Consider the following 22,196-nt stretch of genomic DNA (forward strand, 5'->3'; position numbering starts at 1 on the left):
GTGCCATCAGGCACGCACGCGGACGTTCACCATCATGTCGTTGTCCTCGTGCTCCAGGTTGTGGCAGTGGAACACGTAGAGCTGGTCGCCATCGTAGTCGTGTGTGAAGTCGATGGCGATGCGCACGGTCTCGCCCGGCCACAGCAGGACCGTATCCTTCCAGCCCAGATCCGCGACCGTCAGTCCGTCGTCATTGACCGCCCTGTCGCGCACGAAATCGGGGCCACCGGAGCGCGACAGAACCTGGAACGAGAAGCCATGGATATGCATCGGATGCGGCATGCTCTGGTCCGCATTGCGGATGACCCACACCTCCTTCGTGTTGGCATCGACCTCGATCGGCACCCGGTCCGGGTCATAGACCTCGCCGTTGATGCGCCACTGCATCGGGGCCATGTCCAGGCGGATGTCCCGCTCCCCGGCATCGGTGACGTCGATGGGCTCGATCCGCGACAGGCGTTCGGGCACCCGGGCGGTCACGGCCTCGCCCTCGCGGACCACGAATTCGAGCAGCGCGAGCGGGTCACCGTCGTGCATCGCGCCGCCCATCATGCGGCCCATGCCACCACGACCCATGCCTCCTCCCATGCCGCCGCGGCCCATCATGCCGCCGCCGGCCATCGGGTCGAATTCGAGGCTGTGCAGTTCCACCCGGTCGCCCCCGGCAAAGGCCGCGAAGTCGACCAGCACCTCCAGACGCTCGCCCGGTGACAGGAAGGCCTCTTTCACCTCCCGGGGCGACTCCAGCAGACCCGCGTCCGTGCCGATGACCTGGAACGGGACCACGTCGCCATCGGCCCGCAGGGCGAGGCGATAGATCCGGGCGGTGGATCCGTTCAGCAGGCGCAGGCGATGGATGCGACGCTCGACCTCGTGGCTGGCGGACGGTGTCATGTTCACCAGCACCTCGTCCCCGAGATACCCCATCATCCCCTGCATCGGATTCGGCCGGTACACCAGATGCCCGAGCCGGTCGAAGCGCTTGTCCTGCAGCACCAGCGGCAGATCGGTGCTGCCCAGCTCCAGATCCAGTGCCTCGTTCAGAGCGTCGTTGTCGTCATCCCCGACCAGCAGGAAGCTGGCCAGCCCCTGGTGGGCCTGGCGCGCGGTCCGGTGGTGGGCATGGGTGTGATACCAGTAGGTACCGCCGCGGTTGGTCACCTTGAAGCGGTATTCGTACTGCTCCCCGGGGTCGACCGTATGGATCGGGTGGCCGTCCTCCCGTCCCGGCACATGCAGGCCGTGCCAGTGGATGATGGTGCCCTCGTCGAGCTGGTTGTCCAGGGTCACGTCCAGTTCGTCACCCGTACGCAGCAGCAGGATCGGATTCTGATAGTCGGCGCCGTTCACCTGCGTGCGGTACCACAGGAATGGGGTCTCGCTACGGCCCGGCACCGGCAACCACCCCTGTTCGGCCACCAAGGTGAACGGCGCATCGGGCGCCAGTACTGCAAACGGCCCGTCACTCCCGGGCAGGAACAGCGTATTGTCGAAACGCGGGGCGGAGACCGCATGGTTGAACAGGGTCCAGCCGCCAAACGTGGTGACCACGGGCAGCGCCGCGGCCAGCCCGAGAAACTGACGTCGTTTCATGATTGTTCTCCTTTGGGCATGCTGCGGCGCAGCAGAATGGAGTTGCCGATCACCGAGAGCGAGCTGGCGGTCATCGCGATCACGCCGATCATCGGGTGCAGCAGACCGACCGCGGCGATGGGGATCGCGGCGGTGTTGTAGCCCCAGGCCCAGAACAGGTTCTGCACGATCTTGCGGAACGTCATGCGCGAGAGTTGCACGGCCTCGACGACCTTGGTCAGCTCGCCACGCACCAGAGTGACGTCGGCGGCCTCGATGGCCACGTCCGCCCCGGCCCCGATCGCGATGCCCACGTTTGCCTGCTGCAGCGCAGGGGCATCGTTGATGCCGTCACCGACCATCGCCACGTGATCACCGTACTCGGCCTGCAGTTCGCGGATCGCCTCGACCTTGCCCTCCGGCAGCACGCCGGCGCGGACCTCGTCGATCCCGACCTGCGCGGCCACGGCCTTGGCGGTGCGCTCGTTGTCGCCGGTCACCATCACGCAGCGGATGCCGAGGGCATGCAACTGTTCGATGGCGGCCTGTGACTCTTCCTTGAGCGTGTCGGCGACCGCGACGATGCCGGCCGGTCGATCGCCAATGGCCACCAGCATCGCGGTCTTGCCGGCATCCTCGAGCTGCCGCAGCGATTCCAGAAGGCCGGACGGATCCAGGCCATGTTCCTCCAGCAGCCGCTCGCTGCCCACCAGAACGCGTTCTCCGTCGAGGCGGGCCTCCACCCCGCGCGCGGTGTGCGACTGGAACTGTTCGACCTCGGCGATCGCCAGTTCCTGGTCGCGCGCGCCCTGCACAATGGCCTCGGCCAGCGGGTGCGCGGAGCCGGCCTCCACGGCCGCGGCCGCGCGCAGCACGCGCGACTCGTCAAAGTCCTCGGACGCGATCACGTCGGTCAGTGCCGGCTGCCCGCGGGTGATGGTGCCGGTCTTGTCGAGCACGATCACGCGGATGTCCTTCAGCGTCTGGATCGCGGCGCCCGACCGGATCAGCACGCCGCGCTCGGCCCCCATGCCGGAGCCCACCATCAGGGCGGTGGGCGTGGCCAGCCCCAGCGCACAGGGACAAGCAATGACCAGCACGGCAATGGCCGCGAGGATGGCCAGCACGATCGGCGGCCGCTCCGAGTCGACCCAGGGCAGGAACCCCTCGCCCCAGATCAGGATCGGCTGCAGCGCCCCGGAGAACGCCAGCCAGGCCGCGAACGCCGCCAGCGCGATGACCAGCACCGCCGGCACGAAGCGCGCAGTGATGCGGTCCGCCAGCTCCTGCACCGGCACCCGCGAACCCTGCGCCTCGTTCACCAGACGGATCACCTGCGACAGGAAGGTGTCGGCCCCCACGCGGGTCGCACGCACCTTCAGCCGCCCCTGCTGGTTCAGGGTCGCGCCGAGCACGGTATCGCCCTCGCCCTTGTCCACCGGTACCGACTCGCCGGTGGCGATGGATTCGTCTACGGTGCTCTCGCCAGAGACCACCTCGCCATCGGTGGGGACCTTTTCGCCCGGGCGCACGATCATCACCTCGCCCACCTGCAGCGATTTCACCGGCACCTCGACCTCTTCGCCATCACGTTCGACCCGGGCCGTCTTCGCGCCCAGATCCAGCAGCTTGCGGATCGCAGAGGAGGCTTCGCCCTTGGCGCGGTACTCCAGGTACCGCCCGAGCATGTGGAAGGCCATGATGGTCGCGGCCATCTCGATGAACGAGGTCATCGGATAGACGAAGCCGATCAGCCCGATCAGATAGGGCGGCAGCGAGCCCATGGAAATCAGCACGTCCATGTTGAGGCTGCCGCTTTTCAGCGCGCGCCAGGACGAACGGTGGGTCGCCGCACCGCCCGCCATGAACACCACCGGGAAGGCCAGCACGGCGATGATCAGGAGATAGCCGGGGATCTCCTGCCAGAACATGTGCGGCATCATCAGCACCATGATCGCGATGGTCGGGATCATCGCGATCCACAGCCGGCGCCAGGCCTGCTTCAGGTAGGCGGCGTCGATCTCGGCGTCGTCCGCCTCGCTGCCGGCCTCCTCGGTCTCCACCGCCGCCACGTCATATCCGGCCCCCTCGACCGCGGCGCGCAGGGCCTCGGCGTCGGGGCCTCCGGGACCGGGTTCCACGGTCACACGGTGATCGCCGATGTTGGTGCTCACCGCCTGGATGCCGTCCAGCTTCTCGATCGCACCGCGCACAATCCCCGCGCAGTGATCCGAACCCATGCCGGGTACCACCAGACGCACCGCACCGGCACCGCCCGCCGCGCCCTCGACCTGAGCAACATCGTAGCCGGCCCCTTCCACGGCGGCCCGCAACCCCTGCGGGTCCACCTGCTCGGGATCGTATCCCACGGTGACCCGGTGGCGGGCGATATTGGTCCCCACCGACGCCACGCCCGGCATCTTCTCCAGCGCCGCGCGCACAATCCCCGCGCAATGGTCCGACCCCATACCGGGGACGATCACTACTGCCTCGCGGGCATCCGCTGGCTTCGTTTCCGTCGTCATTGCACGATTCCTTTAGCGATTGCTGAACAGATATTTGATCAGGGCCGCGATCCCGAGGATCAGCAGCACCAGAATCAGGAGACCAATCCAGCCATGGCCGAAGCCGAGGCCCGTCATCCAGCCAAAACCTTGTTCATGCATCATGGTGTAGTCCTCCCGGGGACAGAGTGAAAAACGCAGTGCGCGTAAAGACGCATTGCACGGGTGGTCCACGACCACCCGGCGCCGGGCGGAACCCCGGCCAGGGAGGAATCAGAGCGGTGGGCGCAGATCCGGTGCTGCAGGGATACCGGGGCCCATGGCCACGGGAAGGGAGGCAAGAACGGGTGCCGCCGCGGTGACCGGCGTACCGGCGGGCGAAGGCAGGGCCGAGATCCCGCAGACGCCACAGACCGCGCAGGGCATCTCGCAGGCCGAAGGCTCGGCCTGGATCACGAGGTCCGAGGAAGGGTCCAACGACACGGGTTCCGAAAGCGATCCGGTACCCTGGTCCGGGCAGTGGCCCGCCGCCGTCATGCCACCGCGGGCATCGCCGTGCATCATCCCCGCACCGGCGATCGGCGCCAGCAACAAGGCGGCGACGATCAACAGGTTCAGCAGATGGTGCAGGGCTCGCGACACGGCAGGCCTCTAAGCGGCATGTTCTGTGCAAGTCTAGCACTGGCGCTGCGCCTGCACATGACACAGATCAAGCCTACCGGTCACTGCCTTGAACGCTAGTTGAAATCCCTCATTAGATTGTCCCCGCGTAGGCCGAGGACAACCTTGTGAGACGCCACATCTACAGCACCGGCGCCAGCAGATAGGCAGCCCGCGCGGCCACGCGGCGCCACAGCGGCAGGTCGTCCACGTCCTGCCGGGTCATCTCGCGCGAGCGGGCGAAATCGGCCTCGAACATGCGCGCCGTCTCGTGGGCAAACCCCGGGTCCATCACCAGCGCGGTGACCTCGAAATTCAGCCGGAACGAACGGTTGTCCAGGTTCACGGTCCCCACCGCCGCGCCCATGTCGTCCACCACGAAGGCCTTGCCGTGCAGGAAGCCCTCCTGATAGCGGTAGACGCGCACGCCGGCGTCCAGCAGCGGGCCCAGGAAAGCGTAGGCCGCATGCGTGGTCAACGGGTTGTCGGTGACCTCGGGGATCAGCACGCGCACGTCGACGCCACTGAGCGCGGCCAGCTTGAGCATGCCCTGCACACCCTCGTCCGGCACGAAGTACGGGCTGGCGATCCAGATGCGTCGCTCGGCCGCGTGGATCGCCTGCTGCATCATCAGGCTGGCGGTCTCGAACTCGTCGGCCGGGCCGGAGGGCAGGATCAGCACCGGGACACCATCGTCCGCCATGGTTGCCGGCTGCCATTCCAGCTCCGGGATCTCTTCGGTGGCCCAGTGCCAGTCCTCCAGGAAAACCGACTGCAGGGCCAGGGCGGACGGCCCCTCGATACGCAGGTGGGTGTCGCGCCAGGGCCCGATCTTCGGGTCCCGCCCGAGGTACTCGTCCCCCACGTTCAGGCCACCGACCCAGCCCTGTTCGCCATCGGCCACCACGATCTTGCGGTGGTTGCGGAAATTCAGCTGAAAGCGATTGCCCCGCCCGCGGGTGGAGTGGAAGTGCTGCACATGCACCCCCGCCTCGCGCAGGGTGTCCAGATAGTTCCCGGGCAGACGGTAGCTGCCGATCTCGTCATACAGGAAGTAGACCTCGACCCCGTCCTGCGCCCGCTCCACCAGCCGCCGCTGGAGTTCGCGCCCGATCGCGTCGTCGCGCACGATATAGAACTGCACCAGCAGGTAGCGCTCGGCCTCCTCGATCCCCTGAAAGATACTGTCGAAGGTCGCTTCGCCATCCACCAGGAGCTCGACCTCGTTGCCGTGCAGGAACGGCCAGCGGGCGAGCCGCTGTACGCCGTCCAGGTGCTTGCTCGGCTCTTGTGCGATGTACTGGTGCGACCACAGCTCCTCGGTCTTCGGCTGCAGGGCCCGAGCCAGGCTGGAATCCTCGTCGCGGCGCGCCACCACGTAGCCGCGAAACTCGCTGGCGCCGAATACCCAGTAGGCCGGGACGGCCACATAGGGGACGGTGTTAAGCGACACGATCCAGGCCACCGCGCCCTGCGGCGTGCGGGTGGACATCAGCGCATCCAGCGATGACAGAAATCCCAGCAGGTGGAAGCCAATAACAACCGTCAGCAGGATCCGCCAGCGCGGGCGCCGCCGCAGCTTCGGATGGACATCACCGGATCTAGGATTGGACATGCCCGTGCGGTCGATCCGGCTCCGGCGTCAGAGCGCGTCGAGCCCGCGGGCCAGGTCGCGCTGGATGTCGGCGACCGCCTCCAGCCCCACGGCAACCCGCACCAGGGCCTCGGTAATGCCCTGGGCCTCGCGCTTGTCCGGGTCCACGCGGCCGTGGGTGGTGGTGGCCGGGTGGGTGATGGTGCTCTTGGTATCGCCCAGATTTGCGGTGATCGACAGGAACCTCGTGGCGTCGATCACCGACCAGGCGGCCTCGCGTCCACCGGCGACCTCGAAGCTCAGCACACCGCCGAACCCGCTTTGCTGGCGCTTCGCGATCACGTGCTGCGGATGGTCCGCCAGCCCCGGATAATGCACCGCGGTGACCTTCGGGTGGGCCTGCAGCCACTGCGCCAGGGTCAGGGCGTTGTCGCTGTGGGCGCGCATGCGCAGGGCCAGGGTCTCCAGCCCCTTCAGGAACACCCAGGCGTTGAACGGCGACAGCGTCGGGCCGGCCGTGCGCAGGAAGCCGTAGACGTCCTTTCCGACACGCTCGGCGTCGCCGACCACCGCGCCGCCCAGGCAGCGACCCTGACCGTCGAGGAACTTGGTCGCCGAGTGGATAATGATGTCGGCGCCCAGATCCAGCGGACGCTGCAGGATCGGCGTGCAGAAGCAGTTGTCCACCGCCAGCAGCACGTCATGCCGATGCGCGATCTCCGCCAGCGCGGCGATGTCCACCACCTCGCCCAGCGGGTTGGACGGCGTCTCGCAGAAATACAGCCGGGTGTTCGGCTGTGTGGCGGCCTCCCAGGCCTCGAGGTTCGACAACTCGACGTAGGTGACCTCCACGCCGAAACGGCCGAGGTAATTGTTGAACAGCACCGTCGTCGTGCCGAACACCGAACGCGAGCAGACCACGTGATCGCCGGCCTTCAAAAGCCCCATCATGGTCGCGAGGATCGCGGACATGCCGGAGGCGGTGGCCACGCAGGCCTCGCCCCCCTCCAGCGCGGCCAGTCGGTCCTGGAAGGTGCGCACGGTCGGGTTGGTGAAGCGCGAGTAGATGTTGCCGGGGACCTCCCCACCGAAGCGCGCGGCGGCCTCCGCGGCCGAACCGAATACGAAGCTGGAGGTCGGGAAGATCGCCTCGGAGTGCTCGCCCTCCGGCGTGCGCTGGTAGCCATGCCGGATGGCCACGGTCTGCGGGTCGTAATCCCTGGGGTCAAAAGCGTCGGGGTCGAAGTCGGTCATCGCGGCATCCTAGGGAAACACTGATTAATGTGCACGCTCGCTGCTTCGTCGCTTTTGCGTGCGAACAAGGCGCGGTGACTGCCGTGCAGTCATTCTGTACAAGGGAGCCGCAACGCCGTGCGCGCGCCCGTTTTCGATAACAACTGGCGGCCGAGCCCCTGCTCTCAATACGTTGTGGGGTTGGCACCCCAGGTTCCCCGATCCTGCGTTGCGCCCCGAATCAATCGAGAACGGGCGGGTAGAACCACTACCCGCTGCACGACGCGCCTGGTCTCGGAAAACCTGGGGTGCCAACGCGAGTGTATACATTAATCAGTGTTTCCCTGGAATCCGGGATGCGACAGTGTATCAGCGCGCCGGCTGCAGGCGATCCGCCACGCGGGTCAACAGCTCGTAGCTGATGGTGCCAGCCGCGCGCGCGACCCGTTCCACCGGCAGCCCCTCGCCCCACAGCGTGGCAAGATCGCCGACCCCGGCCTGGGGACAATCCGTCAGGTCCACCGCCAGCATGTCCATGGACACGCGCCCTATCAGCGGGCAGATCCGGTCGCGTACCCGCACGGGCGTGCCTGAGGGGGCATGGCGCGGATAGCCATCGGCGTAGCCCATGGCCACGATGCCAGCCCGAGCGGGCGCATCAGCGGTCCAGGTCGCGCCGTAGCCGATCGTGCTGCCCGGCTCCAGGGGCTGAATTGCGATGATCGGCGCCTGCACGGTCATCGCCGGGCGCAGGTCGACCTGCGGCCCTTCCGGTGGCTCAGCCTCCGGGACGGAGACCGGGTGCACGCCGTAGAGCATGATCCCGGGCCGGGCCCAGCAGACTCGATCGGGCGCCAGTCCCTGCACCCGACCCCAGCCCGCAAACAGTGCCGCGGAGTTGGCCACACTGACGTGACCCGGGAGCGGCGAAACCGCCGCGGCGAAACGCTCCAGCTGGAGGACATTCTGCGGGTGTTCGGGTTCGTCGGCGCAGGCCAGGTGGGTCATCCAGTGCACCCCCCTGGATCCGTGTCCTGCCGCGCGGAGACGACGGGCCACACCTTCGGCCTCGACCGGGTCGAAGCCGAGACGGTTCATCCCGGTGTTCAGCTTGACCCACACGGTGGGCAGGCCAACCCGCACGCTTTCCAGATGTTCGAGCTGGGAGGCTTCGTGGATCACCGGTTCCAGATTCAACTCGTGGCAGGCGCGCACCTCGCTGGTCTCGTGGGGCCCCTGCAGCACCAGCAACGGACCGGCAAACCCCGCCTCGCGCAGGGCCCGCGCCTCGCCGATCTGGGACACGGCCAGACCATCGCTCGTCCCGGCGAGAGCCTCGGCCGCCCACAGCAGCCCATGGCCATAGCCCTCTGCCTTGATCACCGACCACATGGAAACCCCGGGGGCGAGCTCCCGTGCCACGCCCAGGTTGTGCCGCAGGGCCTCGGGATGGAGCTGGATGCTGGCCGCGCGTCTCACGCCTTGCCTCAGGCCTGACCGATCTCGCCGTAGACATCGGGGGCGTAGTTCTCGAAGCGGGTGAACTGCCCGCGGAAGGTCAGGCGCACCGTGCCGATCGGGCCGTTACGCTGCTTGGCAATGATGATCTCGGCTGTGCCCTTGTCCGGCGATTCTTCGTTGTAGACCTCGTCCCGGTAGACGAAGGCAATGATGTCCGCGTCCTGTTCGATGGCCCCGGATTCGCGCAGGTCGGACATCACCGGGCGCTTGTTCGGGCGCTGTTCCAGCGAGCGGTTGAGCTGGGAGAGCGCGATCATCGGCACGTTCAGCTCCTTGGCCAGGGCCTTCAACGAACGCGAGATCTCGGAGATCTCGTGGGCACGGCTCTCGCCACTGCCGGGAAACTGCATCAACTGTAGATAGTCGACCACGATCAGCTTGAGCCCCTTGTGCTCGCGCATCAGCCGACGCGTACGGGCACGCAGCTCGGTGGGTGACAGTGCCGGGGTGTCGTCGATAAAAAGCGGCGCCGAGGACAACATCTGCACCGCGCTGGTCAGCCGCGGCCAGTCACCGTCCTCCAGGCGGCCGGAACGCAGCTTCTGCTGGTTGATCCGCCCCATCGACGAGAGCAGACGCATCGCGAGCTGCTCGCCAGGCATCTCCATGGAGAAGATCGCGACCGGTTCGGCGTTCTTCATCGCCACGTACTCGGCGATGTTCATCGCGAACGAGGTCTTGCCCATCGAAGGTCGGCCAGCGACGATCACCAGGTCACCGGGGTTCAGGCCGGAGGTCAGGCGGTCCAGGTCATCGTATCCGGTGGCGACCCCGGTGATCGGGTTCTGGGTCTCGTAGAGATGCTCGATCTGCTCGACCGCGGCGGTCAGCAGCGGCTTCATACCGCGAAAGCCCTGGGACCCGCGCGCGCCCTGCTCGGCGATGCGGAAGACCTTCTGCTCCGCCAGGTCCAGGAGTTCCTTGGATTCCCGGCCATCGGGGACAAAGGCCGAGTCAGCGATCTCGGTGCCCACCGAGATCAGGGAACGCAGGATGGAGCGCTCGCGAACGATATCCGCGTAGGCGACGATGTTGGCGGCACTCGGGGTTTCGGACGCCAGGCGCCCCAGATAGGGCATGCCGCCCGCGTCCTCCAGCTCGGAGCTTCGCTCGAGCTGCTCCGAGACAGTCACCATGTCGAACGGGGCGTTGCGTTCGGCCAGGGCGGCCACCGCCCGGAAGATCAGGCGATGGTCGTGGCGATAGAAGTCTCCATCGGTAATGCGGTCCGCCACCCGGTCCCAGGCAGCGTTATCCAGCATCAGCCCACCGAGGACCGACTGTTCGGCCTCCTCGGAATGCGGCGGGATGCGCGGATTCGGCGTCATGGGCCGGTTCATGCCCGGGGGCACCCGAACCGGCCGGCCTGCCGGGCATCAGCGACCTGTGGCCACTCTCCCGACATGGAGAGGATCACTCCTCGCCGATGACCACGACGTGGATATCGACGTCCACGCCCGAGTGCAGGTGCAGCCCCACTTCGAACTCGCCGGTGGTGCGCAGCGGGCCTTCCGGCATGCGCACTTCCTTCTTCTCCACCTCGGTACCCTTGGCGGTCAGGGCATCGGCGATATCGGCGGGGCCGATGGAACCGAACAGCTTGCCCTCGCCACCGGCCTTGGCGGTGATCTCCAGAACGGTGCCTTCCAGCTGCGCCTTGCGCGCCTCGGCAGCGGCCAGCGCCTCGGCCGCAGCCTTTTCCAGCTCCGCACGGCGAGCCTCGAACTCGGCAATGTTCTCCGCGGTGGCGAACTTGGCCTTGCCCTGCGGCAGCAGGTAGTTGCGGGCGAAGCCGGAGCGCACGTTCACGCGGTCACCCAGACCACCCAGGTTATCGATTTTTTCCAGCAGAATGACTTCCATCTTCGGTATTCCTGTAACGTTGGGTCAGCCCCAAAACGAGGCATTTTACACCGGTCGCGGACCGGCCTCACGAATTGTTGTCACCACCCGGTCCATCACCCGGACCCTTGCGCTCGCCCAGCGCGCCCAGACGCGAGCGGATGTCCGCCCAGGCATCGATCACCCCGATCGTCGCCAGCAGCAGAAACACCTGGGGCAGGGCCAGCACCATCAGCACATACATGCCTACCAGCCAGAAGCTGCTCATGTTCTGGTGATGCGTCAGCGCATGCACCAGCGCGATCCCCTGGAGGAAGAACAGCACCCCCAGGATGAACGCCAGCTCGGTGGCCAGCGGCACCGGACCGAGATGCCCGATCAGCCCCAGCGCGACGGTCACGCCGCTCATGGCGCGACCGAACTGCAGTGCCCGGAACTCCTCGCCAAACGCCCCCGGGTTGTACAGAAGCGCCTGCCAGTAGCGGCCGATCAGCAGACTCAGCGTCAGGCTCAGCAGCACAATCCCGGCGAAAAGCCCCGTCAGGTAGGGCGCCGCACGGCGCAGCGCGGCCTCCAGTTCCTGCGGCCCGGTATCCGTACCCTCGACCAGCGGTCCCAGCAGGGCCATGCCCGCCTCGGACCAGGCCGTCTGCACGTCCGGTACCAGGGCATGCACTGCCAGCACGCCGAGCCCGGCGACCATCGCGCCGGCCTTCAGCGTCATGCGCCAGGACACCGTACGGCGCAGGACCTCGGCCAGCAGGACCACAGGTGCCCACTGCACAAACCCGGCGGCCACGCCCGCCATCGGCGGGGCCTCCGGGATCAGCACGAACATCGCGGCCCCGAGCACCAGCGCCGACAGCGCGGCGACGAGCAGAGCCTGCCCCAGGCCGACACGCAGACCGACCAGTGCAATCAGGGCACTGCTGACGATCGCGATCGGCGGCAGGAAGAGCCCCGCAACGCCAAAACCGGAGACCGCACCCACGGCGCGGCCCCGGCTTTTCATCGCGAATTCGGCCAGTACACGCATGGCCGTGCGTCCGGGCGAACCGGAGCGCGGATCAGTGGTTGTCGCTGTACGGCAGCAGCGCGAGGTAGCGCGCGCGCTTCACGGCCGTGGCCAGCTGGCGCTGATACTTCGCGCTGGTACCGGTGACGCGGCTGGGCACGATCTTGCCGGTCTCGGTTACAAAACCCTTCAGCAGGTTCAGGTCCTTGTAATCGATGTAATCGATGCCTTCGGCGGTGAACTTGCAGTATTTGCGACGACGCGGAAAACGGGCCATTTCAGATCTCCTTCGAAAATTCGGTCAACGGACGGGCGGGGCTTACTCGGCGGAGGCCGAGTCGTCGGAGGCGGCCTGGCCACCTTCGTCGTCACGCTCGCGGCGACGGCCCTTGGCACCTTCCTCTTCCTGGCCCTTGGCCAGCGGGGAGGTTTCGGTGACGGCCTCTTCCATGCGCATGGCCAGGTGGCGCAGCACGGCATCGTTGAACCGGAAGGCACTGACCAGTTCTTCCAGCGCCTCTTCCGAGGCCTCGATGTTCATCAGCACGTAGTGGGCCTTGACCAGCTTCTGGATCGGGTAGGCCAGCTGACGACGGCCCCAGTCTTCCAGACGGTGGATCTTGCCCTCGTGACCTTCGACCAGGCCCTTGTAGCGCTCGATCATCGCCGGGACCTGCTCGCTCTGGTCCGGGTGGACCAGGAACACAACTTCGTAATGACGCATTTTCGACTCCTTGCGGGTATCAGCCTCCCGTCCACGCGGTGAGGCAAGGATGCCGCCCGCCGGAAAAACCGGCAGACGGAAAGGCGCGATACCTTAAACGAACTGGGCTGCGGCAACAAGCCCGATGGCCCTCGCCGGCAGCACCGCGCCACGCGCGGCGGTGGGCTCACTCCTCGTTCACCGGCCACTCGTCGTCCGGGATGATCCCGTCGTCGCGCTGCTCGTGCCGCACCCAGGCGACGATATCCGCCACATCCTGGTGATCCAGCCCGGGGACCGGCGGCATGTCGCCATACTCCCAGTGGTGCGCGATCACCCCGCGCTCGACCGCGATGAAGAACGTGACATCGGCATGATGGGACGGCTCGTAGATCCGGTGGATCAGCGCGGGCCCCTGCTCGGTACCGCGGGCATCGGCGCCATGACACTCCGCACAGCTCTGTGCGAAGCGCTCCCGCCCGACCTGTGGATCCCCCACCAGTTCGATATTAATGCCCTGGATGGGATAGGGCGCGCGCTCCTGCTGTGCCGCATCCGAGGCTTCATCGCCACATCCCGCGAGGACCAGGCTCAGCCCCACGACCACGGTGGCCAGGGTGGACCGGGTGATAATGAACGCTCCTCTTCCCGCGCCCTTCCGGTCAAGCGCCGGGTGCGGACGGCCCGCCAGGGCACGGACCATGGTTCGGTTTTTCTTTGGCATGTTGAATCCCTCTCACTCGAAAACGAAAACGGATGCCCGCCAGGACATCCTGGACGCACAACGCGTCAGGTCTTCGGCGGGGGATTGGGGGGTTCGGCGGGCGTTCTCGCGCTCAAAGGCCCAAACACTGCGGTTGCCGCCAATGGGCCGGAGACCACGGACGGGCTGGCGGACGGAGGCGCCACGCAACAGCCATGACCGAGGCATTCGGCCGTCTCCGAGCCATGCTCACCGTGGAGGTCCACACACAACACGCCCGGATCGCTATCGTTCATGGTCGCCGCCGCGGCTGGCTGCACGAAGGCGAGAACCAGGGCCACCACCAAGGCCAACAGCAACCGCCACTGCACTGAACCGGATCGCACGCACATTCCAGGAGCATATCAGCGCTGACGCTGACGCCGGACCTCGAACAGCGTGATACCGGTCGCCACCGAGACGTTCAGACTCTCCACCGTGCCAGCCATCGGGATCCTGGCGAGATGATCGCAGGCCTCGCGGGTCAGGCGCCGCATGCCCTCGCCCTCGGCCCCCATCACGATCGCGGTCGGCGGCCGCAGATCCACCGCATAGAGGTCCTCGCGCGCGGCACCGTCCAGGCCCACGGTCCACATGCCGGCCTCCTTCAATGCCGCCAGGGTCCGCGCGAGGTTGCCGACGGCGACCACCGGCACGGTTTCCGCCGCGCCCGAGGCGACCTTGATCGCCGCCGGCGTGAGCGCCGCGCTGTGGTGTCGGGGTGTCACGATCGCACCCGCGCCGGCCGCGTCCGCGGTGCGCAGGCAGGCGCCCAGGTTGTGCGGATCGGTCACCCCGTCCAGCACCAGCACGAGGTCCAGCCCGTCCTGTACCCGCCGGACCAGGGTCTTTTCCTCCATCACCGGGCGCGGGGCGCAATGCACGATCACGCCCTGATGCTGGAAACCGGGGTGGTGCTGGTCGAGCTTGTCGCGCCCCGCCCGCTCGATCGAAATCCCGCACGCCTGAGCCTGCTCCAGCAAATGAGCCAGCGCCGGCTCCAGGGTGCCGCTCGCCAGCTGGAGCAGACGCACGCGTTCCGGGGCATGCTGCAGCACGGCGGCGACCGCGTGGATCCCGCCGAAGGACTCACCGCGAGGTCCCTTGCCGCCCTTGCCCATCGCTCAGGTTCCTAGGAGGAGCTGGACGAACGGCGCCGCCGACCACGACGACGCCGGCCGGACTTGCCGCCGGGCTCGCCACCGGCGCCGGACGACGTCTCCGAAGTGTCGGCGGCCGGGGCCTCGGCCGAGGATTCAGCAGCGGACTCCGGCGACCTGCCGCGACCGCGCCCACCGCGACGGCGGCGCTTCTTCTTCGGCGGGGCATCGTCCTGGCCCTGCTCGGGCGCGGCCTCCGGCGCCGGCTGCACGGCCTCGGCGTCCTTGCGTTTGCGGCCACGGCCGCCCTTCTTCTTCGGCGCCGCCTCGGCTTTCGGCTCTTCGGCCAGCGCCAGATCGATCTTGCGATCGTCCAGGCTGACACGCACGACCTGCACACGCACCTCGTCGCCAATACGGAACACGCGACCGCCGCGTTCGCCGGTCAGCGTGTGGCGCGACGGCTCGAAGTGGTAGAAGTCGTTATCGAGTGCGGTCACATGCACCAGGCCCTCAATGTAGACATCCTTGATCTCGACGAACAGCCCGAACCCGGTCACCCCGGAGACCACGCCGTCAAAGGTCTCGCCGACCTTGTCCTGCATGTATTCGGCCTTGAGCCAGGCGACCGCGTCGCGCGTGGCGTCGTCCGCACGGCGCTCCGCCATGGAGCAGTGCTCGCCGAGCGATTCCATGTCGTTGTGCGAATACGGAAAGCCCTTGTTGCTGCCCTTGCGCAGCACATGGCGGATTCCGCGATGCACCAGCAGGTCCGGGTAGCGCCGGATCGGCGAGGTGAAGTGGGCGTAGTCATCCAGCGCCAGCCCGAAGTGGCCGTCCAGTTCCGGGGCGTACACCGCCTGACTCAGCGAGCGCAGCAGCACGGTCTGGATCAGCTGCTGATCGGGGCGCTTCTTCGCCGCCTTCAGCACCTCGGTGTAGTCGCGGGGGCTCGGTTCACTGCCCCCGCCGAGCGTCAGGCCCACGCCATTGAGGAAGTCGCGCAGGTCGTCGACCTTGTCCGTCGGCGGCTGGTCATGGATGCGGTAGAGCGCCGGCACCTTGTGCTTCTTGAGAAAGCGCGCGGCCGCCACATTGGCCATGATCATGCATTCCTCGACCATGCGATGCGCGTCGTTGCGCTCGGTCGGCACGATCTGCTCGATCTTGCGGTCCTCGCCGAACAGGATCTTGGTCTCGGTGGTATCGAAATCGATCGCCCCGCGGCGGTTGCGCGCGGCGTGCAGCGCCTTGAAGACCTCGTGCAGGACCTCCAAATGAGGCATCACGTGGGCGTTCCGCTCGCGCAGGGCCGTGTCCCCGTCGAGCATCGCCGCGACGTCCTCGTAGATCAGGCGCGCATGCGAGCGGATCAAGCCTTCGTGGAAGCGATAGTTCTTCAGCGCGCCACGGGCACCGATCTCCATCTCGCAGACCATGCTCAGCCGGTCCACGTTCGGGTTCAGCGAACACAGCCCGTTGGACAGGACCTCCGGCAGCATCGGGATCACGTTGTTCGGGAAATACACCGAGGTTCCGCGCGTACGTGCCTCGCGATCCAGCGCCGCATCCCGCTCGACATAGTGCGACACATCCGCGATGGCCACCCACAGCCGCCAGCCCTTGCCGTCGCGCTCGCAATACAGCGCATCGTCAAAGTCGCGCGCGTCGTCGCCGTCGATGGTCACGAACGGCTTCTCGCGCAGATCCAGGCGGCCCTTCTTGGCCTTTTCGCTGACCTCGGCGCCCAGCTCGTCGGCCGCCGCGGTCACCTCTTCCGGCCACTCGTGCGGCAGACCGTGGGCACGGATCGCGATATCGATCTCCATACCGGGCGCCATGTGCTCGCCCAGCACCTCGATCACATCGCCGCGCAGGCGTGCAGTGCGCGACGCGGACTCGCGGATGCGTACCACCACGATCTGGTCGTCACCGGCCTCGCCCAGACCATCGGGTGGCACGAGGATGTCGTGCGTAATGCGCTTGTTGTCCGGGGTCAGGGTGCCCACCCCGTCCTCGATGCGCAGGCGCCCGACCACCTGGGTGGTGTTGTGCTCGAGCACCTCGACGATGCCGCCCTCGCGGCGACCACGACGATCCACGCCCATGACCCGCGCCAGTACACGGTCGCCATGGAACACCCCGCGCATCTGGCGCGGCGAGAGGAACAGATCGTCGTCCTGTTCATCCGGCACCAGAAAGCCGAAGCCGTCCGGGTGCCCGATCACGCGACCGCGAATCAGGTCTTCCTGGTTGACCGGGAGATAGGCGCCTCGGCGGTTGCAAAGGGCCTGGCCATCGCGCTCCATCGCCTTCAGGCGGCGGCGCAGGGCCTCGAGACGGTCGTCGTCGGCAATCTCCAGCCGCTCGGCGATCTCGTCATAGGACAGGGGGTTGTCGGCTTCCTGCAGGAGCCCGAGGATGAACTCGCGGCTGGGGATGGGATTGTCGTACTTCTGCGCCTCGCGCTCGAAATTGGGATCGGCCGGCGCCTTGCTTCTTTTTCTTGGCATTCAAACAACTCGTTGGATGATTCGGTGGCTGCCGGCGCAGAGCCGGCAACACAAGCAACCTATTATGCGGCATGTGAAGATTCGCTGCCGGAGCTTCCGGACAGCAACACGCGACGCCGATCGCGCGTTCGCATCCGTCACCGGCTTCCCGCTGACGGACGTTGACAGGCCTCTGGCCGCGCACTATATTGCGCGCTCCTGAAGCGCAGGATCCGGTTTCTTACCGGCGCTCCGACCTCGTGCCGAGGTGGCGGAATTGGTAGACGCGCTAGCTTCAGGTGCTAGTGAGCGAAAGCTCGTGGAGGTTCAAGTCCTCTCCTCGGCACCATTTCTCTGCTTCCCGAATCCCCGAAACGAAAGCACCCTCGCCAACCATCCAGTTGGATCATGGCGCCCTCGCGCATGCGGCCCGGACCAGCCCGCACCATATGCCGGGACAACTCCCGGGGCGACAGCCCGTGATCAGCGATCGAAAGGATCCCGCATCACCAGCGTCTCGTCACGATCCGGCCCGGTGGAGATCATGTCGATCGGGACACCCACTACGTCCGACAGGCGCTCCAGATAATCCCGCGCGGCCGGCGGCAGTTTGTCGTACTCGCGTATCCCCACGGTGGATTCCTGCCAGCCCGGCATCTCCTCGTAGATCGGCTTGCAGGCTGCATAGGCCTCGGCCCCGGACGGCGGCACCTCGCGACGCTCGCCATCACAGTCATAGCCGACACAGATCTGCACGCTCTCGAGTCCGTCCAGCACATCCAGCTTGGTCATGCACAGGCCGCTGATGCTGTTGATCGCGACCGCACGCTTGAGCGCGACCGCATCGAACCAGCCACAGCGTCGGGCACGGCCGGTAGTGGAACCAAACTCGTTGCCCCGGGTGGCCAGGTGCTCGCCCATGTTGTCGAACAGCTCGGTCGGGAACGGCCCCGCCCCGACACGGGTCGTGTAGGCCTTGGTAATCCCCAGCACGTAGTCGATGTCACGCGGACCGACGCCGGAGCCCGTCGAGGCGCCGCCGGCGGTGGTGTTGGACGAGGTGACGAACGGGTAGGTCCCGTGGTCGATATCCAGCAAAGTGCCCTGCGCACCCTCGAACATCACGTCCTTGCCCTGTGCACGCAACTCGTGCAGCCGCCCGGCCACGTCCGCCACCATCGGCTGCAGCCGCTCGGCGTGCGCCAGGCACTGCTCCAGCACCTCCTGCTGGTCGATGGTCGGGGCCTTGAAATAATGCTTCAGGGCGAAGTTGTGGTAATCCATCACCTCGCCCAGCTTGGCGGCCAGACGTTCGCGATGAAACAGGTCGTCCAGGCGCAGGCCGCGACGCGCGACCTTGTCTTCGTAGGCGGGTCCGATCCCACGCCCGGTCGTCCCGATCGCGGCCTTGCCGCGCGCCTTCTCGCGCGCGTGGTCCAGTGCCACGTGGTAGGGCAGGATCAGCTGGCATGCATCCGACAGGCGCAGTCTGTCGGCCACCGGCACATCCTTGGCCTCCAGTTCCTCCATCTCGGTAATCAGGGCTTCGGGCGAGAGCACGACACCGTTGCCGATCATGCACTCCACACCCGTGCGCAGGATCCCCGACGGAATCAGGTGCAGCACGGTCTTTTCGCCACCAATCACCAGCGTGTGCCCGGCATTGTGCCCGCCTTGAAAGCGCACGACAGCGGCTGCGTCCTCGGTCAGGCGATCGACGATTTTACCCTTGCCCTCGTCACCCCATTGACTGCCCAGTACGACTACGAAACGTCCCATCGGCTCAGTACTCCACTACCGTCCAGGCCCCGTCGCGCAACTGCAGGCACGCATCGGCGGGGGATTCATTGGTTTGCCCTTCCAGATCGCGCACCACACGATTACCGCGCGCACGCAGATCGGCGATGGCGGCCTCCATGGCCACGTCACCGGAGGCCGGCGCGCGCACCGTGCGGCGCGGCACTGGCGGCGCCAGATCGGCCCGGCGCAGCAACTCGCGCAGATCCGTGCTGAATCCGGTCGCGGCACGAGCCCGGCCAAAGACACGGCCGATGTCGTTATAGCGTCCGCCACGTGCGATCGCCTGCCCGGAACCCGGAACAAACACCGCGAACACCAGCCCCGTATGGTAGGCGTAACCACGCAATTCGCCGAGATCGACGTGGAGATCCACATTCGGCTGCGTCGCCTCCAGGCGCTCGGCCACTGCCTGAAGATGATCCAGCGCCGCACCCACCTCGGCCGGTGCGCCGTCCAGGGCCTCGCGCGCGGTCGCGATCACGCCGGCGTCACCATTGAGATCCACCAGCGCACGCAACCGCCGGCAGACGGCCGCATTCATGCCTTCTGCCTCCCATGCTTCGAGGGTCTCTTCGATCTCGGGGACGCTCTTGCGCTGCAACTGGTCGAAGAAGGCCTCCTCGCGTGCGTTGTCCAGACCGGCCTCTCGGGCCAACGCGCGATAGATGCCGACGTGCCCCAGGTCCATGCTGGGTTCGTAAACCCCGCAAACCTCGAGCGTCGCCAGCATCAGACGGATGATCTCGAGATCGGAATCCAGTCCGTCATGGCCAAACAGCTCCGCCCCGGCCTGCAGGGGGCTGCGCGATCCGGACCACTCGTCTGCACGCGTGCGCAGCGTACTCCCGACATAGCAAAGGCGGTTGGGTGCCTCGACCTTCAGACGATGGGCGTCGATGCGTGCCACCTGCGGGGTCAAGTCCGCGCGCACCCCCATCAGCCGACCGTTCATCTGGTCGGTCAGCTTGAAGGTCTGCAGATCCAGCGCGTGGCCCGCGCCCACCAGCAAGGACTCCAGGTATTCCGCCAGCGGCGGCATTACCAGGTCGTAGCCCCAGGTGTCGAACTGATCCAGCACCCGGCGCCGCAGGCCCTCCAGGTGCCGCGCAGCGTCCGGCAGCGCCTCGTCGAGGCCATCCGGCAATAGCCAGCGGTTGATCTCGGTCATCTCGTCCCTGCCTTGTCCTTGTGTCACCCGGTAGACAGCAGTGCCCGGCATGACTCGGGCCCGGAAGACCGGGCCCGAGTCAAACGGTCATCACGCACCGGACACCTGCGATGGCGCCCGGCCCCGGTGTTAGCGGGTCGGCAGCGGTTCCGGCCGCTCCCCGCCCGGGGCGTTAAAGAACTGGAAGAACTCCGAATTCGGCTCCAGGATAAAGGTGCTCTTCTCGCCGCTCATGCTGTTGCGGTAGGCGATCAGGCTCCGGTAGAAGCGGAAGAACTCCTCGTCCTCGCCGAACGAGCGGCCCAGCGTCTCGGTCGCGCGCGCGTCACCGGCACCCCGGATCTCCTCGGAGTCGCGGTAGGCATTCGCGAGGATGACCGTGCGGTCACGGTCGGCACGCGAGCGAATACGTTCGGCCTCCTCCTGACCGCGGGCACGGAAATCCTGCGCCACGCGCTCACGCTCGGCACGCATACGCTCGTACACCGACTCGGAGACCTCGTCCGGCAGATCCATCCGGCGCACACGCACGTCCACCAGATTGATCCCCAGCTCCAGCGCTGTCTCCAGCGCCGTCTGGCGCACCGCGCCCAGGATCTCGAGGCGCTCGCCGGCGACGACTTCCTGCAGTTCGTACCGCGCGAACTCGTTACGCATCCCGTCGCGCAGGATCTGCGCGAGGCGCTCCTCGGCCAGACGTTCGTCACCGCGGGTCGAGCGGTAGAACTGGCCGACATCGTCGATCCGCCACTTGGCATAGAAGTCGACGATGATGTTCTTTGCCTCGGAGGTCAGGAACCGATCCGGCGGGATGTTCAGCGTCATGATCCGGGCGTCGAACTTCTCGACGTTCTGGATCAGCGGAAACTTGAAGTGAAGACCGGGCTCGGGGTCGACCTGGCGGATCTCGCCCAGGGCAAACTTGATCACGCGCTCGCGCTCGTCGACGGTGTAGGTCGACAGCGCCACCACGATCCCGATGACAACAACGGCGATACCGGCTATGCGTAGCATTAGCGCACCTCCCGCGAGCGCTGGGCCGCCGGATCGCGGCTACCCAGTCGATTGACACCTGACCCAGTAGTGGCGCCCAGGCCACCGCGGCTGGTATCGATGGGTTGCGGGGTCGGCATCTCACCCGAGTTGGTGCGGGTGCCGGTGCCGCGGAACAGCTGATCCAGCGGCAGCATCATCAGGTTGTTGCTGCTGCCCACGTCGAGCATGACCTTGCGCGAATCCTCGAGCACGGCCTCGACGGCCTCCAGGTACAGACGGTCGCGGGTCACTTCCGGGTACTCCTGGTATTCGACCAGCAACTGGTCGAAGCGGGAGGCATCACCCTCGGCCTGGGCGATCACCTGATCGCGATAGGCCTCGGCCTCTTCGATGATACGGGCCGCCTGACCACGGGCCCGCGGGATCACACCGTTGGCGTAGGCCTCGGCCTCGTTTCGGAAGCGGACCTCGTCCTCGCGAGCACGGATGGCATCGGCAAAGGCCTCCTGCACCGGCTCCGGCGGCTGGGCCTGCTGCATGGACACGGCGGTCACCGTCACCCCGGCCCCATAGGCATCCAGACTCTCCTGCATCACCACGCGCGCGGAGGATGCAATCTCCCCACGCCCTTGACCGAGGATGAAGTCCAGATTGGAACGTCCCACGCGCTCGCGAATCGCCGATTCCATCACGTGGTTCACGGTGGAGTCCGGGTTGCGCACGTTAAAGAGGAAGTCAACCAGGTCAAGGATCCGGTACTGCACCGCGATATCAATATCGATGATGTTCTCGTCCCCGGTCAGCATCAGCGCGCGGTGCTCGATGGTCCGCACGTTATCCACGTTGACGATCTCGATGCGCTCGATCGGATACGGCAGATGCCAGCCGGGTCCGGGGTTCTTCACTTCCTGGAAGGCGCCAAAACGCAGCACCACGCCGCGCTCGCCCTCGGAGATGATATGGAACCCGGAGGCCAGCCAGACCACCAGGGCGATGATCAGCCCGAGGCTGACCAGGGCCTGGGTACCACGACCCATGCCACCACCGGAGCTTCCCCCGGAGCCACCGTCGCCACCACCGCCGAAGATCCCGTTCAGATGGCGCGACAGCTTGCGCATCATTTCTTCCAGATCGGGGGGCTGGTTGCCCCCGCCGCCACCGCTACCACCGCCGCGCTGGCCACCGCCGCCCCCACTCCAGGGGTCGCGGTTACTATTTCCCGGTTCGTTCCAGGGCATGGACTGGACTCCGTCA

General features: G+C 66.8%; 19 protein-coding genes and 1 tRNA gene. 1 reads left to right on the plus strand and 19 read right to left on the minus strand.

Features of this window, described 5'->3' with window-relative positions:
* Window positions 1-6: 6 nt before the first annotated feature.
* From F623_RS0107585 to rnr, 15 genes are all read right to left on the minus strand, one after another.
* Window positions 7-1,593 carry a multicopper oxidase family protein gene (locus tag F623_RS0107585; RefSeq protein WP_018868432.1) on the minus strand — a complete coding sequence of 529 codons (1,587 nt, stop codon included), beginning with the start codon at window positions 1,591-1,593 and terminating at the stop codon, window positions 7-9.
* On the minus strand, window positions 1,590-4,097 hold the full coding sequence (locus F623_RS0107590) for a heavy metal translocating P-type ATPase (protein ID WP_018861923.1): 2,508 nt from the start codon (window positions 4,095-4,097) through the stop codon (window positions 1,590-1,592). The genes F623_RS0107585 and F623_RS0107590 overlap by 4 nt, the downstream gene beginning before the upstream one ends.
* A 12-nt stretch (window positions 4,098-4,109) precedes the next feature.
* Window positions 4,110-4,241: a hypothetical protein gene (locus F623_RS13590; RefSeq protein WP_018861924.1), complete on the minus strand. Its 132-nt coding sequence runs from the start codon at window positions 4,239-4,241 to the stop codon at window positions 4,110-4,112.
* A 108-nt stretch (window positions 4,242-4,349) separates the two neighbouring features.
* On the minus strand, window positions 4,350-4,718 hold the full coding sequence (locus F623_RS0107600; protein WP_018861925.1) for a hypothetical protein: 369 nt from the start codon (window positions 4,716-4,718) through the stop codon (window positions 4,350-4,352).
* A gap of 160 nt (window positions 4,719-4,878) precedes the next feature.
* Complete coding sequence (gene cls, locus F623_RS0107605; RefSeq protein WP_018868431.1) at window positions 4,879-6,351, minus strand: cardiolipin synthase; 1,473 nt, start codon at window positions 6,349-6,351, stop codon at window positions 4,879-4,881.
* 27 nt (window positions 6,352-6,378) lie between these two features.
* Complete coding sequence (locus tag F623_RS0107610) at window positions 6,379-7,584, minus strand: O-succinylhomoserine sulfhydrylase (RefSeq protein WP_018868430.1); 1,206 nt, start codon at window positions 7,582-7,584, stop codon at window positions 6,379-6,381.
* A gap of 348 nt (window positions 7,585-7,932) precedes the next feature.
* Complete coding sequence (gene alr / locus F623_RS0107615; protein ID WP_018868429.1) at window positions 7,933-9,042, minus strand: alanine racemase; 1,110 nt, start codon at window positions 9,040-9,042, stop codon at window positions 7,933-7,935.
* Window positions 9,043-9,050: 8 nt separating this feature from the next.
* Complete coding sequence (gene dnaB / locus F623_RS0107620; RefSeq protein WP_018868428.1) at window positions 9,051-10,412, minus strand: replicative DNA helicase; 1,362 nt, start codon at window positions 10,410-10,412, stop codon at window positions 9,051-9,053.
* 85 nt (window positions 10,413-10,497) lie between these two features.
* On the minus strand, window positions 10,498-10,947 hold the full coding sequence (gene rplI, locus F623_RS0107625; RefSeq protein ID WP_018868427.1) for a 50S ribosomal protein L9: 450 nt from the start codon (window positions 10,945-10,947) through the stop codon (window positions 10,498-10,500).
* A 67-nt stretch (window positions 10,948-11,014) separates the two neighbouring features.
* On the minus strand, window positions 11,015-11,962 hold the full coding sequence (locus F623_RS0107630) for a hypothetical protein (protein WP_018861931.1): 948 nt from the start codon (window positions 11,960-11,962) through the stop codon (window positions 11,015-11,017).
* Between the two features lie 31 nt (window positions 11,963-11,993).
* Window positions 11,994-12,218 (minus strand): 30S ribosomal protein S18, encoded by a 225-nt coding sequence (rpsR, locus tag F623_RS0107635; protein WP_012983300.1) that lies wholly within the window; start codon window positions 12,216-12,218, stop codon window positions 11,994-11,996.
* Between the two features lie 42 nt (window positions 12,219-12,260).
* On the minus strand, window positions 12,261-12,665 hold the full coding sequence (gene rpsF, locus F623_RS0107640) for a 30S ribosomal protein S6 (RefSeq protein WP_012983301.1): 405 nt from the start codon (window positions 12,663-12,665) through the stop codon (window positions 12,261-12,263).
* Window positions 12,666-12,831: 166 nt separating this feature from the next.
* A complete protein-coding gene (locus F623_RS0107645; RefSeq protein ID WP_018861932.1) occupies window positions 12,832-13,347 on the minus strand; it encodes a cytochrome c in 516 nt (171 codons plus the stop codon).
* 404 nt (window positions 13,348-13,751) lie between these two features.
* Window positions 13,752-14,507: a 23S rRNA (guanosine(2251)-2'-O)-methyltransferase RlmB gene (rlmB, locus tag F623_RS0107655; RefSeq protein WP_018861934.1), complete on the minus strand. Its 756-nt coding sequence runs from the start codon at window positions 14,505-14,507 to the stop codon at window positions 13,752-13,754.
* Window positions 14,508-14,518: 11 nt separating this feature from the next.
* A complete protein-coding gene (gene rnr / locus F623_RS0107660; RefSeq protein ID WP_018868426.1) occupies window positions 14,519-16,999 on the minus strand; it encodes a ribonuclease R in 2,481 nt (826 codons plus the stop codon).
* Between the two features lie 241 nt (window positions 17,000-17,240).
* On the opposite strand from rnr, the gene F623_RS0107665 reads away from it, so the two are divergent.
* Window positions 17,241-17,327: transfer RNA gene (locus tag F623_RS0107665), tRNA-Leu, on the plus strand.
* 134 nt (window positions 17,328-17,461) lie between these two features.
* Here F623_RS0107665 and F623_RS0107670 read toward each other — a convergent pair.
* The 4 genes from F623_RS0107670 to hflK form a co-directional block, all read right to left on the minus strand.
* Window positions 17,462-18,757 carry an adenylosuccinate synthase gene (locus F623_RS0107670; protein WP_018861936.1) on the minus strand — a complete coding sequence of 432 codons (1,296 nt, stop codon included), beginning with the start codon at window positions 18,755-18,757 and terminating at the stop codon, window positions 17,462-17,464.
* Between the two features lie 4 nt (window positions 18,758-18,761).
* On the minus strand, window positions 18,762-19,946 hold the full coding sequence (locus tag F623_RS0107675; protein ID WP_018861937.1) for an ATP phosphoribosyltransferase regulatory subunit: 1,185 nt from the start codon (window positions 19,944-19,946) through the stop codon (window positions 18,762-18,764).
* Between the two features lie 129 nt (window positions 19,947-20,075).
* Window positions 20,076-20,960: a protease modulator HflC gene (gene hflC, locus F623_RS0107680; protein WP_018861938.1), complete on the minus strand. Its 885-nt coding sequence runs from the start codon at window positions 20,958-20,960 to the stop codon at window positions 20,076-20,078.
* On the minus strand, window positions 20,960-22,180 hold the full coding sequence (gene hflK, locus F623_RS0107685) for an FtsH protease activity modulator HflK (RefSeq protein ID WP_018868425.1): 1,221 nt from the start codon (window positions 22,178-22,180) through the stop codon (window positions 20,960-20,962). The genes hflC and hflK overlap by 1 nt, the downstream gene beginning before the upstream one ends.
* Window positions 22,181-22,196 lie beyond the last annotated feature (16 nt).

This window comes from Thioalkalivibrio sp. ALD1 (genome assembly GCF_000381245.1).
GTDB lineage: Bacteria > Pseudomonadota > Gammaproteobacteria > Ectothiorhodospirales > Ectothiorhodospiraceae > Thioalkalivibrio.

Coding starts and splice junctions, on each gene's coding strand:
- rplI (WP_018868427.1), bottom strand. CDS start 10,947: ATGGAAGTCATTCTGCTGGAAAAAATCGATAACCTGGGTGGTCTGGGT.
- F623_RS0107590 (WP_018861923.1), bottom strand. CDS start 4,097: ATGACGACGGAAACGAAGCCAGCGGATGCCCGCGAGGCAGTAGTGATC.
- F623_RS0107670 (WP_018861936.1), bottom strand. CDS start 18,757: ATGGGACGTTTCGTAGTCGTACTGGGCAGTCAATGGGGTGACGAGGGC.
- F623_RS13590 (WP_018861924.1), bottom strand. CDS start 4,241: ATGATGCATGAACAAGGTTTTGGCTGGATGACGGGCCTCGGCTTCGGC.
- F623_RS0107675 (WP_018861937.1), bottom strand. CDS start 19,946: ATGACCGAGATCAACCGCTGGCTATTGCCGGATGGCCTCGACGAGGCG.
- F623_RS0107585 (WP_018868432.1), bottom strand. CDS start 1,593: ATGAAACGACGTCAGTTTCTCGGGCTGGCCGCGGCGCTGCCCGTGGTC.
- rpsF (WP_012983301.1), bottom strand. CDS start 12,665: ATGCGTCATTACGAAGTTGTGTTCCTGGTCCACCCGGACCAGAGCGAG.
- rlmB (WP_018861934.1), bottom strand. CDS start 14,507: ATGGGCAAGGGCGGCAAGGGACCTCGCGGTGAGTCCTTCGGCGGGATC.
- F623_RS0107610 (WP_018868430.1), bottom strand. CDS start 7,584: ATGACCGACTTCGACCCCGACGCTTTTGACCCCAGGGATTACGACCCG.
- rnr (WP_018868426.1), bottom strand. CDS start 16,999: ATGCCAAGAAAAAGAAGCAAGGCGCCGGCCGATCCCAATTTCGAGCGC.
- hflC (WP_018861938.1), bottom strand. CDS start 20,960: ATGCTACGCATAGCCGGTATCGCCGTTGTTGTCATCGGGATCGTGGTG.
- rpsR (WP_012983300.1), bottom strand. CDS start 12,218: ATGGCCCGTTTTCCGCGTCGTCGCAAATACTGCAAGTTCACCGCCGAA.
- F623_RS0107645 (WP_018861932.1), bottom strand. CDS start 13,347: ATGGTCCGTGCCCTGGCGGGCCGTCCGCACCCGGCGCTTGACCGGAAG.
- hflK (WP_018868425.1), bottom strand. CDS start 22,180: ATGCCCTGGAACGAACCGGGAAATAGTAACCGCGACCCCTGGAGTGGG.
- dnaB (WP_018868428.1), bottom strand. CDS start 10,412: ATGACGCCGAATCCGCGCATCCCGCCGCATTCCGAGGAGGCCGAACAG.
- F623_RS0107630 (WP_018861931.1), bottom strand. CDS start 11,962: ATGCGTGTACTGGCCGAATTCGCGATGAAAAGCCGGGGCCGCGCCGTG.
- cls (WP_018868431.1), bottom strand. CDS start 6,351: ATGTCCAATCCTAGATCCGGTGATGTCCATCCGAAGCTGCGGCGGCGC.